Origin of the sequence: Lactobacillus sp. HMSC08B12 (genome assembly GCF_001808415.1) — a bacterium.
GTDB lineage: Bacteria > Bacillota > Bacilli > Lactobacillales > Lactobacillaceae > Lactobacillus > Lactobacillus delbrueckii.
This window is the reverse complement of the sequence record NZ_KV793214.1, coordinates 6897-24853: the sequence shown is the minus strand read 5'-3', so window position 1 is coordinate 24853 and position 17957 is coordinate 6897. Positions and strand designations below refer to the sequence as shown.

Sequence of the window (17957 nt, the reverse complement as noted above, 5' to 3'; positions counted from 1 at the left end):
CAGCTGAAGGGAGCAACGTTCATGAACATTCTGCGCAAGCGAATCATGACGACTTTCCCAGAAGCAAGCTTTCAATATGGTTCGCAAACCTACGTAGATCGCAAGAACCTTCTTTTGCCAAAAGGTCACTTCATGGATGCAATCGCAATCAGCGGGATCAAGTCAGTTGGTCAGATGCCGCTGACGGTGACAATGATCAGCCAGTTCCGCAAGAAGAAGCGGTCACTTCACGAAGCAACTGCAAGAAAAGGCAGAAAGCAGCCAAATATGTCATCCAAGCGCAATGAGAAGAACACGAAATATGCATGTGGCTTGTAGCTGAATGACTACGTTCGTGTGATAGGAAATCATGTCAAGGGATATGTAAAAGGCTTTAAGTCCAATGGATATTCTGTTTATCTGACAGATGGCTTAGGCAATTACGTGCTGACCAATAGTAGAAATTATATCAACTCAAAGCAGTGTCAGTTAATTACGCATAATAGCAACTGGCAAAAAGCAGAGCAAAAGCTTTTACTTTACGAATTTAAGTAAAAAGAGGCCGGCAAACCCTATCCCCCCATCCATTGAAATAGGTGGAATCCCGGGCTTGCCGGCCATTGACAATCATTGGCAAAAGCATCTGCCTTTAGCTTTTGCCCTTTTTCAAGTAAAATAGGCTAAGACCAATCAGAAGCATTTAGGAGGCAAAAATTTGACAATCGGTAAAGAACTACAGAAACAGCGCCGCGCCAAGCAGCTCAGCCTGGAAGCCGTTAGTCAAACCCTGCAGGTCGACCAGGCGACTCTGCAAAAGATTGAAGCCGATGATTTCCAAGGCTTAAACCCGGTCCTGGTCAGAAGCTGCATCCGGCAATACGCCAGCCTGCTGGGTTTAGACGGAGCAAAGCTGCTCGACCAGTTTACTGAGCCGGCCGCCGCCGGCAAGGACATTCCTGCTGCTAGCGCCCAAGCCGCTAAGCCGGCCAGCCCAGTTAAAGAGAAGGTCACTGAAGTCCGGGCCACTAATCCGGCGCCAGTTAAGGAGGCCAGCCCTGCTGGCAAGGCCAAGGAAATTTTGGACAAGAGCAAGTTGCCGCATGGCTTCAAGGCAATTTTTAAATTCTTTGACGCCATCAACTTGGACAAGCTCTTAAAAATCGGGATCTGGGTCATCTTGGGCCTGGCCGTGGTCGGGTCCGTAGCCGGCGGCTTCGGTGCCCTGGCTTCTAAAGCTACCAGCACTACCCGCTCATCCAGCTCCTCGTCATCATCTTCTTCTTCTTCATCTAAGCCAGCTCAAGATGATTCCGCTAAGCCTGATGAAAACAAGCCAAGCCATGATGACCAGCAGAGCCAGCAGAGCCAGCAGAGCCAAAGCCAAAGTAAAGAAGAGCAGGTCAGCTCTTCCAGTGAAGCCAGCTCTTCTAGTTCCGTGGCCAGCTCATCTAGCCAAGAACAGAGCAGCCAGGCCTCTTCCTCTAGCAGCCAGTCAAGCACTGACACGACGACTGATACAAACGAATAAAGTGCATGCAAAAAGCGCCCGAGTAATCGAGCGCTTTTCGTTTACTGTAATTTTTGGCCTTAAGCCCGGCCCTTGTAGGTCCCTTCCAGGGTGTTGATGACCAGTTCATCGCCTTCGTTGATGAAGTCAGGCACAGTCACAACCAGGCCGGTTTCCATAGTGGCTGGCTTGCCGCCGGAAGCTGCGGTTGCCCCCTTAATGCCTGGCTGGGTTTCTACTACCTTCATGTTGACAGTTGATGGCAATTGCGCGGCCAAAAGTTCCCCGTCTTCAGTGAATTCCAGGATAACTTCGATATTTGGCATCAGGTACTTGACGTCGTCACCCAGTTGGTCGCCGGAAATCGCGTATTGTTCGTAGGTTTCCGTGTCCATGAAGTTGTAGCTGTCGCCTTCAGCGTACAGGTATTGGGCGTTCTTCTTGACGACTTCGACCAGCTCGATCTTTTCACTTGGCCGCATGGTCTTGTGGATCACGCTGCCGGCCCGGACGTCACGCAGGTCCATTTGCATAACGGTGTTGCCCTTGCCTGGCTTGTGGTGGTTAGCCGCCATAACCAGCATCAGCTTGCCGCCATCGTCAAAAATCATGCCTTTTTTCAATTCAATTGCTTGCATAAAAAAATCTCCATAATAAATTTTTTATCACCGTTCTTCATTATACCATTGACTTAAAAGCCGCGAAGGTAAATTTTATCAATCAAGTGCCCCTCAACCTTATGCAGGATCAAATTGGCCCGCTCCTTGGTCGGGGCGATGTACTGGCGGAGGTTGACCAGGTTGACCATCTGCCAGGTTTCTTCCGCCAGGCGCAGGGCCTCGTCTTCCGGCCCGTTGGCCAGCTTGTAGTAGAAGTTGCTTGGGTCATTCTTCTTCATTTTCATGATCTTCTTGAAGCGTTGCATATACCACTTTTCAATCAAGTCTTCTTCCGCATCGATATAAATTGAAAAGTCAAAAAAGTCGCTGGTCACCAGCTGGCCGCTTTCCGGCAGCTGCAGGGTGTTGATCCCTTCGATGATCAAGATGTCGGGCTTTTCCACATGGCCATAGCGGCCCGGGACGATGTCACTTAATTCCTGGGAATACAGGGGATAAACGACGTCATTTTTTCCGCTGACCACGTCCTGGAGGAAGTCTCTGAGCATCTGCATGTTGTAGCTTTCCGGGAAACCCTTCCTGGGCATCATCTTCCGCTTCTCCAGCTCCTGGTTGGGGTAGATGAAACCATCAGTGGTCATCATCTGGGTCTTTAAGTCCGGGTAATACCGGGTCAAGAGCAGCTGCAAAAGGCGGGCAGTCGTGGACTTACCCACGGCAACTGAGCCGGAAATGCCGATAATATAAGGCACCTTGCTTTCCGGCAGCTGCAAAAATTCTGCCTTCTTGGCGGCTGTCGCCTGCTTGGCCTGGTAGGCCAGGTGGATATAGTTCAGTAGGGTCTGGTAGATTTCATCGACGTCCTTGACGTCCAGCTGGTCGCCCAAAGACTTGACCTTGGCCAGCTCTTCATTAGTCACCGCCAGCTTGGTCTTGGGGGTTAAAGCCGCCCAGGCCTGCCGGCTGAATTCAGTATAGTTTCGCATTCTTTTTACTTGTCCTTTTCTCATTCTTTATCTATTATAGTAGAAAAAGCAGGAGAAACTGGCAAATGCCAGCTTCATTTTTCAAAGAAATGGGTGAAACAGATGAAGAAAGTCGTGCTTTTTGGCGATTCAATTTTTAACGCGTATGACGGGCAAAAGGATACCGACCGTTTGACCAAGGCCTTGGCCAAGCGGCTGGGAGACGCTTACGAGGTCGTGAACATCTCGGTCAGCGGTGCCTGCGCCCAGGACGTCCTGCCCAGAGTCGGCAGTCTGCCTGCCTGCGACATTTTGGTCGTAGAGTACGGGACCAACGACGCCGCCAGCTGGGGCTGCAGCGCCTATGACTACCAGGAAGGGCTGGAAAGCTTGATCAAGCAGGCCCAGAAGGTAACTGGGGCCAGCGATACCCTGGTTTTAGCTCCGTCCATGCCGGATTTGACGAACCCGGAAATGGCCGCGGCCTACTCCTTGGAGAAGCTGGACGAGTACGTCGACATCGCGCAAAGAGACGCCGGCAAGACCAACTCCTTCTTCTTCGACTTGACCCACAAGATGGAAAAGCTGAAGGACCTGCCTTCCTTCATGATTGCAGACGGCCTCCACTACAGCGAAAAAGGGATCTCCTGGCTGGCCGATGTCCTGGCTGACCAAATCAATAAGATGGCATAGGAAAAGCGTCCGGTTACCCGGGCGCTTTTTGCATGCCGCTTAAACAGGAAAAATGACCGCTTGCGCGTCTGCTCTTTCATTTTTGCTTAATCTTCTTCATAATAAAATCTGAAAAGGGGGGAGAAAAGATGCAGGTAGAGTTTAAACAAGACAAGCAGCTAAAAGAAGACCAGCTCATCATCAAGGCCAAGAAACTGACGCCGGAAATCGAAGCGGCTCTGGCCTTTTTGGAAGAAAAACTGGCCCAGAAGATCACGGTCTATCAAGGCAGCGATGAAATCATCCTGCCCCTAACCAGCATTCTCTTTTTTGAGACCAGTGACCGGCACGTCTGGGCTCATGACCGGGAAGGCAGCTACCTGGTCAAGCAGACCTTGCGGCAGCTGGAAGCCAGCCTGCCTAGCGACTTTGACCGGGCTTCCAAGAGTGCCCTGGTCAACTGCCGGCAAATCAATGCCGTCAAGCGGTCCATTACGGGCTGCGAGCTTGGCTTTACCGCTTCTTACAAGAAGGTCTTCGTCTCCCGCCGCTACTACCAAACCCTGATCAGCCATTTGCACGAAATGAGGTAAGCACAATGAACAAGAACAGAAAGTCCGCGGTCAGATGGGGCTTGATCCTGATCGCTATCGCCATCCCCTTGATTTTAAGCCAGCTTTTTCCAGACTACTTTACCCTTTTTAAGCTCTTCAACTTAAGTTGGGGCCAGGTCTTCTGGGTTCTCCTCTTAGCCTGGATCGCCTGGACCAGCTTCAAGAACCGGGCCCTCTTCTTTGGAATTTTTGCCAGTGGCTTGATCGTCAAAACCATCAGCGAAGCTAGCCACTTCTTTAAATGGATCGGCTACATGTACCTGGCCCTCTTCCTAATCGCCCTGGGCTGCCAGCTTTTGGCCGGAGGAAGCCAGCTGGAGGTCAAGATGAATGTAAAAAGTGGCAAGAAAGACGATGACGGCACTAGCCTTAGCTACAGCGAATCAATCGGCGAAAATGGCGAAAAAGTTTCCATCGAATCCGTCTTCTCCAAATGCGTCCGCTACGTTCACAGCCAGGCCTTGCGCAAATTATCCGTCTCCACCGTTATGAGTCCGGTAACCATCTACTTGGACCAGACCCAGCTCAAGGATGGACGCGGCAAGCTGGATTTGGATGCGGTCTTCTCCAAAGTTGATATCTACATTCCCAGAGAATGGGAGGTCCAAGCCGACTCCAGCCCGGTCTTCTCCCGCTTCACCGCCCTTAACCCCAGCGGTTTAACAGCGGATTCACCCCTTTTAAAAATCGATGCTGACCTGGTCTTCAGCCAAGTCACCATTCACCGGGTCTAAAAAACTGTTCAGTTCCTTATTTAATAAGGCTGAACAGTTTTTCTTTTATTCTATTTTGTTCTAATCAACCTTGCCCAAGTAATTTGACTTTTGTCCGAACCACTTCTGGTTGATCTTGGCCAAAGTCCCGTCGGCCTGCAGCTCCGCCAGGGCCTGGTTGATCTTCTTTTTCAAGTTCTTGTCGCCCTTCCGCATCCCTACCGCGAACAAGTCCTCTGGCACCTCTTTGTTCAAGATGACCTGGTAAGACTTTGAGTCTGCCTCGTGCTTGATGTAGTATTCCGCGTAGGTTTCATCCAGGAGGATCCCCTTGATTCTGCCGGCGTTGAGGTCCAGGAAGGCTGACGGAATAGTGTCGTAAAGGACCTTGCTCTTCGGCTTAATGACCTTTTGGCTGCCATCCAGCCAGATCTGGGCGGTTGACCCGCTCTGGGCGCCGATTGCCTGCCCCTTCATCTGGGCAAAAGACTTGATCCCGCTGGACTTCTTCACGACCAAAACCTGCCGGTTTCGCAAGTAGCTGCGGCTGAAGGCGACTTTTTTCTTCCGCTGGCTGGTCACGCTGTAGCCGTTCCAAAGGACGTCGATCGTCCCGTTTCTCAGTTCTGTTTCCTTCATGGACCAGTCGATAGTCTGAAAGTCTGCCTTAAGGCCCAGCTTCTTGCACACGGCCTTGGCTAAGTCGACGTCATAGCCGACCAGCTGGCCGTCTTTTTGCCGGAAGTCCATGGGCACGAAGGTGTCGTCTAAACCGATCACCAGGCTGCCCCGCTTTTTAATCTTGGCCCAGGTATCTTTTTGGTTGGCTTCTTTAGTTAAATTGCTGCAGGCTGTTGTCAAAAAGCAGGACAAGACCAGGCCCAGCAGCAGGATTTTCTTAAACCATTTCATTGCTAACCCTCCAATGGCTTAACCTCTAGGACCTGGTCGGCCACCTTTTTGGCAAAGTCCATGTCGTGGGTGATAATCAATTGGGTCAGGCCTGACTCCTTCAAGCTCAAGATGAGGTCGGCCACCTGGTCCCGCAAGGCCGGGTCCAAAGCACTGGTCGGTTCATCGTAGCAGAGCATCTTCGGCTGCATGGCCAAAGCCCGGGCGATGGCTACCCGCTGCTTCTGCCCGCCGGAGAGCTGGTAAGGGTAAAGGCCGCCCTTGTCCGCCATCTGCAGCTTCGTCAAAAGCTCCTTGGCCTTGGCTTCCGCTGTTGCCTTGTCTTCTTTTAGCGCCAGCTGGGGAGCCAGGGTGATGTTTTCCAAAACTGACATGTTGGGGAAAAGGTTAAAGTCCTGGAAGACCACGCCCACGGCGCCCCGCTCTTCCTGGCTAAGCTCGTATTTTTCCCCGTCCAGTCTCATGCTGCCCGCGTCAGCTGTTTCAAGGCCGGCCACGATCCGCAGAAGGGTCGTCTTCCCGGCACCGGAAGGACCAACCACCGTGAGGATTTCCCCGTCCTTCAGGCTGAAGTTCATATTTTGCAAAATCTGCCGGTTGCCAAAAGACTTGGCTAAGTTTTTTACTTCAAGCATGTTTAGTCCTCCTATCTGTAGTATGAGTAGTGCTTTTCCAGCTGCCGCAAAAGCAAAGTGCACAGGCCGATCAAAAGCAGGTAGATCAAGGCTACCAAAACCAGCGGCACTAAAGTCACGTCCCGGGCCGTAGCCAGGTTGCCGGCTCTGAGCAAGTCGCCCAAACCGATCACGTAGACCAGGGAGGAGTCCTTGACCAGGTTGATCACTTCATTGCCGATTGAGGGCAGGACGATTTTTATTACCTGGGGAATAACGATCTTTCTAAGGGTCTGCCCGTAAGTCAATTGCAGGACTTTGGCTGCCTCAAACTGTCCCCGGTCTATGGCCTGGTTGCCGCCCCGGAAGATTTCAGCAAAGTAGGCCGTGTAGTTCAGGACAAAGGCCACCAAAGCCGCCATATAGCGGGGGAAGGTCAAGCCGACGATCGGCAGGCCGTAGAAAACAAAGATCAGCTGCAGCAAAAGTGGGGTCCCCCGCATCAGCCAAACGTAGAAGTTGAGTAGCCACTTCAATGGGGCAAAGCGGCTGCTTAAGCCGAAAGAGACCAGGATCCCCAAAGGCAGGGAGAAGATCAATGTTTCAAAAAAGATTTGCAAGGTCATCCCCGCCCCGCTGAAAAGGGAGGGAAGTATTTCCATAACATATTTCATTCGTTTTACCCGCTTCCTAGAAAAAGAAAATAAAAAAGTCCTCCTGGCCCCAAAGGGCCAAGAGGACGCGTCAGCGTGATTCCACCTCGTGTTCACCGGTCCCTCGCGGCAACCGGCCTCACCAGCTTGAAAAAGCCTTCAAGCTGCAGCGGTAACGGGCTGACCCGGAAGGAGCTACTAAGCCTTCACCCCTCCTGCTCACAGACGTGTGTTCAGCCAGCCCTCGCTCCCCTTTCCACCGGCGGGAAGTCTCTATCTGTCCAGGCAGGCCTACTTCTTCTGTTCATCGCGTGAAATATAACCGACTCTAAGTCTGTTTTCAGTAATATTAAACTAATATTAAAAAGCCGTCAAGCTTTTCTTTTACTTTTTTACAAAAGTTGCTTCATTAGTTGGCAAAAGCGGACTCTTTTCACCAGCGTAAACCAGGTCCAGCTTGTACATGGCCCGGGAAGCGATCGTGTAGACCAGCTGGGTCTCGTCTTCTTCGTGGTAGGCCGCTTTAGAGGCATCCCACATGATTACGGCGTCAAATTCCAGCCCCTTGGCCAGGTAGGACGGCAAGATCAGGTTCCCTTCCACCAGGCGCTGGTTGGCGCTGGAGATAAGGTGGACCCTCTCAAGCTGGTCAGCCAGCTTTTTAGCCGCCTCCAGGTCCTTAGTGATGATGGCAGTCGTCAGCTTTTGGGCGTCATTTTCCGCTAAAGCTGCTTTCAAAGCCGCTAAAGCTTCTGCTTCATCACTTCTGCCCCAGACTTGCGGCAAAGGCCCCTGCCGGTTGAAACTTTCGATTTTTTCACCATGTCGGAGGATCTGCTTGGTGTAGTCAGTCAGCTGCTTGGTTGACCGGTAGGACTTGGTCAACTGAACCAGCTTGGTCTTTTCCGGGTCAAAGAGGCCGGAGATCTGCTTTAAGAGGCTGCTGCTCTCGTCCTTGGTAAAAATCGCCTGGTTCAAGTCGCCCAGCATGGTGAACTTGGCCCGGGGGAAGTTGTAGCGCAGATAGGCCAGCTGGAAGGCTGAGTAGTCCTGGATTTCGTCGATAAAGCAGTAGCGCATTTCCAGGTTGGTCTGGCGGGCAATGATCTGGTCGTAAAGGTAAAGATAGGCTGAAGCATCCCGGAGGTCAATTTCCTGCTCTTTGAACTTAGCCTTAACTTCTTCAACATGGGCCAGCCATTCTTCTTCGCTGATCCCGTACTTGGCCAGGTCCGTCATCTTCGGCACGGCCCGCAAAAAGGCCAGGTACTGACCCCGCAGGTTCAAGAAGCCGTTGTGGTTGATCCGGCGGGCAACTTTAGCCAGGTGCTTGATAACGATCTTTTTGCCCAGGAAGGCCCGTTCAGCCTTTTCTGAAGAGAATTCCTGGTCCGGCCGGTCGTACATGTCCAGCATCTGCTCGTGGCTGAGCCCTTCGATTTCCCGGCTGACCCAGACCTTGCGGGCTTCACTGGCCACCCGTTTGTTCAAGCGGCGGATCAGTTCCTCGCGGGTAGCGTCAATCCGGTTGCCCAGCTTGTAGTTTTCATTGAAGGAGTAGTAGAGCTCCTTGATTTCTTCCTTGCTGAAAAACGGCTTCTTTTTGGTCCGGAAATAGATATTGCGGAAGATCATGCCGGACTGGTTCAGGTGCTGGCCGTAGCGGGTAGCCAGCTTGTAGAAGGCCAGCGAATCCTTGAAGCGGCCGATTGCTGTGTCAGCCTGCCGGTCTTCAAACTGGTCAAAGAGGTTCTGCACCTTCATCTTCGGCAAGCGGCGGGCGATAAACTGCCAGTAGGTCATCTGGACCATGTTCTGCTCGCCCATTTCCGGCAGGACGTTTTCGATGTAGTCGTTAAAAAGCTGGTTAGGACTGAACATGATCACGTTCCCGCTCTTGAGGTTGCCCCGGTAGCGGTACAAGAGGAAGGCGATCCGCTGCAGGATGGCACTGGTCTTGCCAGACCCGGCCGCCCCCTGGACAAAGAGCAGGTCGCTGGTCGTATCCCGGATAATCTTGTTTTGCTCCTTTTGGATGGTCTTGACGATGGACTTCATCTGGATGGAGGACTTTTCTGACAGAACTTCCATCAGCATCTGGTCGCCGATGGTTTCGTCAGTGTCGAACATGTTGATGATGGTTCCGTCTTCGATCATGAACTGCCGCTTCTTGCTCATGTCGACTTCAACCGGCCCTTCTGGTGAGTAGTAGGTTACCTTGCCGATCTTGCCATCGTAGTAGATTGAGGAGATCGGGGCCCGCCAGTCATAGATCAAAAGCTCATTGTTCTCGTCCATGAAGGAGGCCAGGCCGATGTAGATACTTTCCGGCTCTTCACCAGCCTCCTCAAAGTCGACCCGGGCGAAGTAAGGATGGACATGCAGCCGCTTTAAAGTAGCCAGTTCGCGGGCGTTGACCTGCCAGGCAGTGTCGCGTTCTTTGAGCATTTGCTGCTGCTGCTGAATCGACAGGGCCGTGTCCATTGAGGTCGAGTAGTCGTCATAGTCCAGGCGAATATCATCATAGAAGTGGGCACTGATGTTGCGGGCTTCGGCCTTGTCTTTAGCGATAGCCTGCTGCAGCTGGTCCCCCTTTTGATCAATCTTTTGCAGGACCTGGTCCAGGTGGGCTTGTTCTGCTTTGCGGTCTGAGTTTTCTACCATGTAATATATGCACCTTTTCTAAAAAAATAAACTCCAACAGCTTTTCTTTGAAAAAACTTGCCTAATATTCTACCATTTTTCAGCTTAAAACTAAAGCCAGACCTCCTTAGGAAAAGCTTAAGCAGTTTCAGCGGCCTTTTTGCTAGGAAAAAGAGCTGGCAAATCTTATAATAATTAGCGCAAAGGAGAAAATTGATGCGACGATTTTTTAATTTCATCAAGAACCTGCTCATCTTAGCGATCATGGCCGCGGCCGTGGTCAACTACCATGAGCAAATACAGACTTTCCTGCTGGAAGCAGCGGGCACGGCCAGCACTTATCTGGAGCAGAAAGGCTTAAAGAGCAAGACTCTGGATTTAAGCGGCGGCGTCGTTGCTGAAAGCAATAAGAAGGTCACTAAGAACACGACCGGCTACCACTGGCCAAAGGCGACGGCCAAGGTCTACATCGAGGTCAAGCAAACCGACCTCTACAACGCCACGGTCAATGCCATGGCAGCCTGGAACCAGACGGGAGCTTTTACCTTTAAGCAGACTAAAAACAAGAAGAACGCCCAGATCGTGGTCGTGGCCAACTCCAAGAACAACGGGGCAGCGGGCCTGACTACCTACAAGTATCTCAGCCACACCAACCGGCTCTACTCAGCCCAGGTGGCTCTGAACACCTACTATCTGGAAAACGACTATTACAACTACACGCAGGCCAGAATCGTCAACACGGTTGAACACGAATTAGGCCACGCGATCGGCTTAGACCACCGGACCGGGGTTACTGTCATGTACCCGACCGGATCCATCTACACGATCCAGCCAAAGGACATCAAGCTGGTTAAGAAGATTTACAAGAGCAAGTCATAAGGCAAGTTAGAAAAATGAAACGGATTTATCTGGTTAGACACGGGAAAACTTTTATCAACAAGTACAACAAGATGCAGGGCTGGTGCGACACCCCCTTGACTGACGAAGGCCGGGAAGGCGCAGAAAAGGCCGCTGAGGCCTTGCAGGAGCTGCCCTTGGACATTGCCCTGTCTAGCAACACTTTACGGGCCAGCGAGACCTGTGAAATCATCATAGAGAAGAACTGCAACAGGGACCTGCTCCAGCACCTGGCCTACCCTTACTTCAGAGAGCATTTCTACGGCTACTTTGAGGGGATGGACAATGACGTGGCCTGGCGGATGGTCGGCGCGGCCCACGGCTTTACTAACGCCGCTGATTTAGCTGAACACGCGACTTGCGACCAGATAGCTGACTGGACCAAGGAGGCTGACCCCTACCACGATGCTGAAGACAGCAAGGAATTTTGGGCCCGCTGGCAGAAAGGTTTTGACTTGATCCAGCAATTGGACGGGGCAGAAAATATCCTGCTGGTCAGCCACGGTTTTGCCATCAAGACCCTGGCCCAGAAATTTGCGGTGGACGGGATCGACACGACCGTTCACCCGAGAAATTCATCAATTTCGACTTTAGTGATGGATGAAGCTGGCAATTTGCAGATGACCAGTTACAACAAATTGCAGCTGTAATTTTTATGGACAAAAGGCTTGCAAGTTAGCATAGAGCTACTATAATATGAGCCGGCAAGAGACAAGATTCCAGTTTAAGGATGGAGCGCAATTAAATATATGAGAACGAAGATTTTTGGTCACCGCGGTTATCCAGCCAAGTTCCCGGAGAATTCCCTGGAGGGCTTTGACTACTGCATGCATCACGGAGCTGAGGGGATCGAATTCGATGTCCACTTAACCCGTGACGGGGTGCCAGTGATCATGCATGATGAGAACATCAAGCGGACCACTAATGGCAAGGGCCTGATCAAGGATTTCAGCTTGGCGGAATTGGACCAGTTCCACCTGGCCAATGGCGAGCGGATCCCCCGTTTGAAGGACCTCTTCCAGCTGACTGAAGAATCTGGCTATGAAGGCCAGCTGAATCTGGAGATGAAGACCAATAAGTTCGATTATCCAGGCTTGCCGGAGAAGATTTTTGCCCTGGCGGACCAGTTCAAGTTCAAGCAGGAGATCATCTACTCCTCCTTTAATTTGCAGACCTTGATCCACGCGCAGAAGATCCGGCCGGAGGAAAACTACAATTTCTTGACCGACAAGCGGATCAAGGACCCGGCAGCTTTTGTCAAGGAGCACGGCTTTAAGGGGGTCCACCCCAAGCGCTTGCTCGACACGGACATGCCGGAGCGAATCTGGACGGTGGACAGTCCCCTGCGGGCCAAGAAGATTATTGAGTACGGCGCGGCCGGCTTTTTCACCAACAAGTTCGAAGATATGATGGACCTGCGCAAGCGGGTGGCAAATTACTAACGCGAATATATGAGGAGAGTTGCCTTAGCGGGCAGCTCTTTTTTGCGCGGTGTAACATAAGTTAAACGCTATATCAAGTGTTGTATCCGGTTCCAGCAAGTGCTAAAATTGACTTGTCCAATATGTGTTAATGAATTAAGGAATGTGTGATTATGAAGAAAATTTCGAAAAATGTTCTACTCGTGTCATCCGTTGGTTTAGCTGGGTCTGCATTCGCGGTTACTAATACCCACCCGGTATTTGCGGCAAACAATGCTAGCAAGAAAACTACTGTGGCTAACGACCAGGCCAAGGTTAAGAGTGCGCAAAAGAGCGTTGACCAAACGCAAAGCAAGTTAACCCAAGTGCAAAATGATTTGAATACTGCTAACAAGGATCTGGCTCAAAAAGAGACTGAATTGGCAAACGCTAAAAGCACTGCCGAAGCTGCTAATAGTAAGGTGGCAGCTCCGAATAAGAGCAACGATGAGGCTCAGTCTGCCCTCAAACAAGCCCAAGCGGCTACTGATTCTGCAAACAGCGACTACCAAAACGCTGTTAAGGACAGTACCGATAAGCAAAAAGACTTGACTGATTCACAAAACAAAGTAACCAATCTTGAAAAGCAACTTACTGATGGCGAAAAGAATAATAACGACATCAAGCAAAGAGTTACTGAAAAGAACAATAAGATCAGCGACAACCAGAAAACTTTATCTGGCTTGCAACAAGAAAAGAGCGAATCTGACGCTAAGCTTGCATCCGCGCAAAGCGATCTTGCCGAAATGAAGCAAAAGGCTGATAGTGCCTCACAAGTTTTGCAAGCAGCCAAAAAAGATTTAAGTTCCGCAACCAGCACTAATGAAAGCTTAACTCTTCCGCAAAGCTACATTGATTACGTTACTGGCAAGTCAACTGACTGGGATACTGCCAAGAAAGACCTGCAAGATGTAGTAAACAACCACACTTATCCATTTACTGATGGAGACGAAAATGATACTGTTTACGACGATCCTGCCGCCTTATCCGAAAGTGATCAAAAACGTTTGGATTTCTACGTGAAGAGCTTGATTGATTCCGTCAAGTCTCAAGTTGGATCAACCAGCAAGCTGACCATTACTGACGGTTCACTTGAGTTCGCTAAGCGTTACACGCAAGAGTACCAAAACAGCAACTATGTCTTCAGAAAATACAACGCAATCAAGTCAGCTTCAAGCATCATGGGGCTTAATGAGTATGCTGTTACTGGATATGACATTGCTGCCAACAGACAGGTTACTAGCCGGTCCATTTCGATTATCAATGGGTACATCTACAACTCATATGAATTCGGAACAACAAAGATGAGTGAAATTGCCAAGGCTGCTTTTGACTTGGTAACACAAGAACTGGCTAATCCAACTGATTACAACAACATCATTAACAACAATGGTTACTTCTCAGTTGCCGTAACCACTCAAGACGACAAATTCTACGTCTGCCTTTTGACGATCAAACCGGCTAACGTTCCAAGCCACTTTAACACTAACGAAGTTGTCAAGCCGAGCCAAGATGAGCTTGCTACTGCTGTTCAAAAGTCTCAAGCTGATTCAGATCAGGCCAACAAGGATATAGAAAGTGCACAAAGCACTTTTGATCAAGCCCAAGCTCAAAACCAAAAGCTTGGCCAAGAAATCAGCGATTTGCAAAAGAAGATTAGTGACGGTCAAAGTTCTGTCGCATCCTTGCAGAAACAGCTTACTGATACGGCAAAGCTTCAATCACAGATCAAAGAAACTAAGGACTCGTTGCCAGCAAAGCAAGCGGCTCTACAAGCTGCGAATGAGAAAGTTCAAACTACTCAAAGCAAGCTGAATGACTGTAAGACTGCATTAGCCGCTGCTCAGAAAGAAGCAGCAAATACCCAAAGCAACTTGGATAAGGTAAAGGCTGACGCAAGCAGCGCACAACAAAAGCTCCAAACTGCTCAAAAGGCCTACGATGAAGCAAAGAAGAAACAAGAAAAGATGACTGCGTCAGTTGCATCCCTCACCAAGAAGCTGGCCTATGAAAAGAAACAATTAGCACATGCTAAGGCAGTCTTAGCCCTTGCCCAAAGCAAGAAGGCTACTACTAAGAAGAAGTCAACAAAGAAATCAACGAAGAAAGCTACTACTAAGAAGACTACCAAGAAGACCACTAAGAAGAAGGTTGCCAAGAAGGTAAAGAAGGCCAAGAAAGTAGTTGTCGCAAGCAGCAAGTTTACCAGCTTAAAGGGTAGCAAGAAGGCTTTTGTCGGCAAATGGAAGAAGGCTAAGTCCGTTTCCGGCTACCAAGTTCGCTACAGCACGGCTTCCTCAATGAAGAAGGCCAAGACTAAGAGTACCAAGGCAACCAAGCTCAAGGTTTCCGGCTTGAAGAGCAAGAAGAAGTACTACGTACAACTCCGCTCCTACCGCAAGCTCTCCGGTAAGACCTACTACTCTGCCTGGACAAAGGCCAAGACTGTAAAAAATCGTTAATCTAAGAATCAAACCTGATTCCAAACAAAAACTATCCCTTGTGGGATAGTTTTTTTACTTTATTTTTAAAAATCAGCGATAACCTCGCCTAATGTCCAAAGTGAGATAATTCCAGCCATGGCTTCCTGCCCATCTCTGTAGATGTATCCTTCCATGACTGTTATCGTCATATTGTAAGTGTCCGTGATAATCTCAAATTCAGCATCGGGGTACTTTTCCAAATACTCTTGCAAGTTATATCTTACGCCCGAAAAAGCCCCGTTTTCCATCCCCTTGTCAAAAAATAAGGCATGGCATTCTTCCAAGTCGATATCGGTGAACGTTAACTTTGCCGGGTAAAACTTCTAGGAATCTTTGTGGTACTCATACACTTGATCTAAATGCAAAGTGAGATTGCCATCGTTAACTTCTATTTTTACAATCCGACTGTCATGCAAGTCAAACGGAATGTTGCTGATCGTCTTCTTTATCAGTTTCATAGCTTCTCCTCTAGTTTATCACTGTTTTTCTAGTTATTAACGATAGCACTCATCGATTCAATCAAGCCCGCGTCATTCAAGGTAACCTTGTCCACACCATTTTTAATCATATCCGCAACAGCGTCATCATTCTGGTAAACCGTCCAGATTCCATAGTCTACGCCATACTTACGAGCCGCGAGAATATCATCAAGCGTTGTCGTATCCTTATTGCGGTCAGCACCGGCCTTTAAGTGGGACAGGAAAATATAGTCGTTATCAGTCAAATGGCGGTTGTAAATCCCCATCATGGCAATTTCTTTGCCACCCGGAATCACGTTTCTGACTTCTTCCAACTCACCAATATTAAAGGAAATCAAGGTCGTCTGCTTCTGCATCCCTGCTTCGTTAATTTCCTTAACTACCTCTTTCAAGGCTTCCATATTGTTGATGTACTTCAACTCCAAAAAAGCTTCCTTGCCATACTTCTTACAGATTTCTAAGTACTGACGCAAAGTTGGCACGCGAAGATCTTCATAAACCTTATCCTTATCGACGCCATCCAGCACACCCTTGATCTTGTAGTTTTCCACCTGGTCAAAAGGAATATCGTTGATGTTCTTTCTGTAGTTTGGATCATCCGCACTGATATTGGTCGTCCGGGCCAAAGTATTATCGTGCATGATAACCAGCTTGTTGTCTGACGTATTATCTACGTCGGTTTCAATCCCCCAAACTCCGGCTTCCTCGCCAGCCTTTTCAAAAGCCAGGGTCGTGTTTTCCGGATACTTAGTGCTATAGCCCCGGTGGGCGATAAACTTGACCGCCGTCTTAGCCAGGCCAGAAGTACTCTGCGTCTTTACATCAACATTTTCCAGTCGGACCAGCTTGGCAATATCAGCAATCTCACTTTCTTCAATTGCTGCTTGGTTGCTCTTTCTCACCATGATTAGGTACTTGTAGCCCGGGTCCAGGATAATCCCCTGCTTTGACCAGTTGGCCTGCAGGCCGACATAACTTGGCTTTTCATCATCTCTGTACTTAAGGGCCTTGATCTGGTAGTCAAAATAATTGTCCAAAGCCAGATACTTAGTTTGGTCAGCCTTGATATAGTCAACCGTCGTCAGCTCATTCTTGCTTTGGTAAAAATTCCCCGCGCTATCCAGGCCCCACAAGCCCAAGTCCCTTTCCGGCTTCTCACTTGCCGGCAGCTTACGGTACTGGGCGTACAAAGTAACATCCTTTAAAGCATAGCTAGCCCCCAGATCATACTTTTTGCCGCTCCCATCCGCTTGAGTGTTAAAGGAATCGAGAACGTAGCCAGGTTTACTGAATCCTGTCTCTGGCAAGGTGATTTTGTCGCCTTCCAATTCATGCAGAGTGATATTTTTCCCAAAGCCCTGGTTGGCAGCAATTTGAATAGTGTAATTTTCCAGCTTGCGGTACTGGGCCCACAAAGTCGTGCTCTTCTTAAAAGTATAGGCCTTGCCGAGCCGGTACTTCTTCCCCTTTCCGTTTGTGGCAACGGTATAGTTTAAGAACTTGTAGCCTTCCCGGTTAAAGCCAGTCTTTGGCAGAGTAACTTTCTTGCCTAAGGTAAAAATCTTCTTTTGCCGGCGGCCAGACCCGTCATTGGAGGAAAAAGTCAGCGTTCCCTTAGCTGCAGTAACTTTAACCATGCAGGCGTAGCTCTTTTTGCCATTTTTAGCAGTAATCTTGGCTGCCCCGGCCTTGACTGCCTTGACCTTGCCCTTAGAAGATACTGTCGCTACCTTCTTGTTGGAACTTCTCCATGTCGTCTTTTTCTTGCTGTTCTTCAGATACAAGCGGGCTGTTTTCCCCTGCAGCAGACTCAGCTTTTTCTTATTTATAGAAACCTTAGCTTTTTTGCCTTTCTTGGCCTTCCTACTCTTCTTAACCTGCCGGGCGGCGTGCACTGGCTGCAGCGGTTCCAGCTGCTGTCCAATCCCAAAAGTCAGCAAGACTGCTGAGGCCAGCAGCAACTTTTTGATATCTTTCCGTTTCTTCAAAGAAATTCACTCCATTTTCTTTTCCCGTATATTAGATTAACATCTCTATTCTAGCGCATTTTTGCTAAATAAAACAAAAAGCCAATGAACAAATTGCCTTTTGTCCATTGGTAAATCAGTTAGTAATCATTGAGCCACAAGCTGTAGCCATGTTGTCAATATCGCCGTCCCAATCATTAACAGTATCTTGCTGAGAATCCAGCGTTTCTCTCCTGCAGTATTCTCTACTGGAGAAATATTAGACAGAGGAAAAGCCAACAATTTTTTGTGCCGAAATTCTAGCATCATCTGCACAATGGTTAAGATAACAAACAAGACAATTGATGTCCACAAAATCATTACACGGACACTATCGTCCAAAGAAATTATCAGAAAATCGTTTATTGAATAGACTATCCAGCCACCTAAGAAAAACACCAATGATAAAATCTTTGTTGTGCTTTCCAATTTGACTAATTGGTTCACCTTCTTAAATAAAGTTGGATTTTCACCCAGATATTTAGCTACTTCTATATAGGCTTCACTACGCTTTTGATGCGCAGCTTGTCGCCGTACCAATATTGTCAAAAAAAGAGAACTTAATAACACTGTGAATCCAAGCACACCAAGCATTAATTGTAACAACCCCAATTAATCGCCTCCTTAAAAGCTAAGCAGCAATGAATGTCGCTGGTAATAGTTTAGCAGCCGTTCCAACAAGCGTAGCCGCTACTTCTGGAGCCATAATAGAGGCCAGCAGCAACTTTTTGATATCTTTC

Annotated in this window: 18 protein-coding genes and 1 pseudogene; 9 read left to right on the top strand and 10 right to left on the bottom strand. The window is 49.0% G+C overall.

Going from position 1 to position 17957, the window contains the following annotated elements; all coding sequences use genetic code 11:
- Together HMPREF3168_RS10835 and HMPREF3168_RS08960 are read left to right on the top strand one after the other, a co-directional pair.
- Positions 1-318, top strand: a pseudogene (locus HMPREF3168_RS10835) (HNH endonuclease); the annotation flags it as partial.
- A gap of 376 nt (positions 319-694) precedes the next feature.
- Entirely contained in the window at positions 695-1507 is an 813-nt protein-coding gene (locus HMPREF3168_RS08960) for a helix-turn-helix domain-containing protein (RefSeq protein WP_070489682.1), read from the top strand.
- Positions 1508-1566: 59 nt separating this feature from the next.
- On the opposite strand, the gene efp is transcribed toward HMPREF3168_RS08960, so the two are convergent.
- Complete coding sequence (gene efp / locus HMPREF3168_RS08955) at positions 1567-2124, bottom strand: elongation factor P (RefSeq protein WP_070489679.1); 558 nt, start codon at positions 2122-2124, stop codon at positions 1567-1569.
- Between the two features lie 53 nt (positions 2125-2177).
- Positions 2178-3092 (bottom strand): type I pantothenate kinase, encoded by a 915-nt coding sequence (coaA, locus tag HMPREF3168_RS08950; RefSeq protein ID WP_070489677.1) that lies wholly within the window; start codon positions 3090-3092, stop codon positions 2178-2180.
- A 102-nt stretch (positions 3093-3194) separates the two neighbouring features.
- Here coaA and HMPREF3168_RS08945 point away from each other — a divergent pair, with 102 nt between their 5' ends.
- The 3 genes from HMPREF3168_RS08945 (at position 3195) to HMPREF3168_RS08935 (ending at position 5091) form a co-directional block, all read left to right on the top strand.
- On the top strand, positions 3195-3764 hold the full coding sequence (locus HMPREF3168_RS08945; protein ID WP_013440139.1) for an SGNH/GDSL hydrolase family protein: 570 nt from the start codon (positions 3195-3197) through the stop codon (positions 3762-3764).
- Positions 3765-3892: 128 nt separating this feature from the next.
- Positions 3893-4336 carry a LytTR family DNA-binding domain-containing protein gene (locus tag HMPREF3168_RS08940; protein ID WP_002879357.1) on the top strand — a complete coding sequence of 148 codons (444 nt, stop codon included), beginning with the start codon at positions 3893-3895 and terminating at the stop codon, positions 4334-4336.
- Positions 4337-4341: 5 nt separating this feature from the next.
- Positions 4342-5091, top strand: coding sequence for a LiaF domain-containing protein (locus HMPREF3168_RS08935; RefSeq protein WP_070489675.1), 750 nt, complete (start codon positions 4342-4344; stop codon positions 5089-5091).
- Positions 5092-5151: 60 nt separating this feature from the next.
- On the opposite strand, the gene HMPREF3168_RS08930 is transcribed toward HMPREF3168_RS08935, so the two are convergent.
- The 4 genes from HMPREF3168_RS08930 to helD all read right to left on the bottom strand — a co-directional run bounded on the left by HMPREF3168_RS08930 (position 5152) and on the right by helD (position 9913).
- Positions 5152-5982: an amino acid ABC transporter substrate-binding protein gene (locus tag HMPREF3168_RS08930; protein ID WP_003612115.1), complete on the bottom strand. Its 831-nt coding sequence runs from the start codon at positions 5980-5982 to the stop codon at positions 5152-5154.
- Between the two features lie 2 nt (positions 5983-5984).
- Entirely contained in the window at positions 5985-6617 is a 633-nt protein-coding gene (locus tag HMPREF3168_RS08925; RefSeq protein ID WP_070489673.1) for an amino acid ABC transporter ATP-binding protein, read from the bottom strand.
- An 11-nt stretch (positions 6618-6628) separates the two neighbouring features.
- Positions 6629-7270, bottom strand: coding sequence for an amino acid ABC transporter permease (locus HMPREF3168_RS08920; protein ID WP_003612130.1), 642 nt, complete (start codon positions 7268-7270; stop codon positions 6629-6631).
- Between the two features lie 363 nt (positions 7271-7633).
- A complete protein-coding gene (gene helD, locus HMPREF3168_RS08915; RefSeq protein ID WP_070489672.1) occupies positions 7634-9913 on the bottom strand; it encodes an RNA polymerase recycling motor HelD in 2280 nt (759 codons plus the stop codon).
- Positions 9914-10108: 195 nt separating this feature from the next.
- Between helD and HMPREF3168_RS08905 the strand changes: the two genes are divergently transcribed.
- The 4 genes from HMPREF3168_RS08905 to HMPREF3168_RS08890 all read left to right on the top strand — a co-directional run bounded on the left by HMPREF3168_RS08905 (position 10109) and on the right by HMPREF3168_RS08890 (position 14711).
- On the top strand, positions 10109-10771 hold the full coding sequence (locus HMPREF3168_RS08905) for a matrixin family metalloprotease (RefSeq protein WP_070489670.1): 663 nt from the start codon (positions 10109-10111) through the stop codon (positions 10769-10771).
- Between the two features lie 14 nt (positions 10772-10785).
- Positions 10786-11439 (top strand): histidine phosphatase family protein, encoded by a 654-nt coding sequence (locus HMPREF3168_RS08900; protein ID WP_070489668.1) that lies wholly within the window; start codon positions 10786-10788, stop codon positions 11437-11439.
- A gap of 99 nt (positions 11440-11538) precedes the next feature.
- Positions 11539-12231 carry a glycerophosphodiester phosphodiesterase gene (locus HMPREF3168_RS08895; RefSeq protein WP_003616066.1) on the top strand — a complete coding sequence of 231 codons (693 nt, stop codon included), beginning with the start codon at positions 11539-11541 and terminating at the stop codon, positions 12229-12231.
- Between the two features lie 152 nt (positions 12232-12383).
- Positions 12384-14711, top strand: coding sequence for an SEC10/PgrA surface exclusion domain-containing protein (locus tag HMPREF3168_RS08890; protein WP_070489665.1), 2328 nt, complete (start codon positions 12384-12386; stop codon positions 14709-14711).
- Between the two features lie 65 nt (positions 14712-14776).
- Here HMPREF3168_RS08890 and HMPREF3168_RS08885 read toward each other — a convergent pair whose 3' ends face one another.
- From HMPREF3168_RS08885 to HMPREF3168_RS11020, 4 genes are all read right to left on the bottom strand, one after another.
- The gene (locus HMPREF3168_RS08885) at positions 14777-15016 is read right to left on the bottom strand and encodes a hypothetical protein (RefSeq protein WP_003613110.1); all 240 of its coding nucleotides are present in this window, start codon (positions 15014-15016) and stop codon (positions 14777-14779) included.
- Positions 15017-15219: 203 nt separating this feature from the next.
- Positions 15220-17199, bottom strand: coding sequence for a glycerophosphodiester phosphodiesterase family protein (locus tag HMPREF3168_RS08880; RefSeq protein WP_003613116.1), 1980 nt, complete (start codon positions 17197-17199; stop codon positions 15220-15222).
- 126 nt (positions 17200-17325) lie between these two features.
- Complete coding sequence (locus tag HMPREF3168_RS08875; RefSeq protein WP_012537722.1) at positions 17326-17829, bottom strand: hypothetical protein; 504 nt, start codon at positions 17827-17829, stop codon at positions 17326-17328.
- Between the two features lie 19 nt (positions 17830-17848).
- Positions 17849-17957, bottom strand: a 109-nt coding sequence (locus HMPREF3168_RS11020) for a peptidoglycan-binding protein (protein ID WP_070489663.1), incomplete at its 5' end; no start/stop codon positions are given.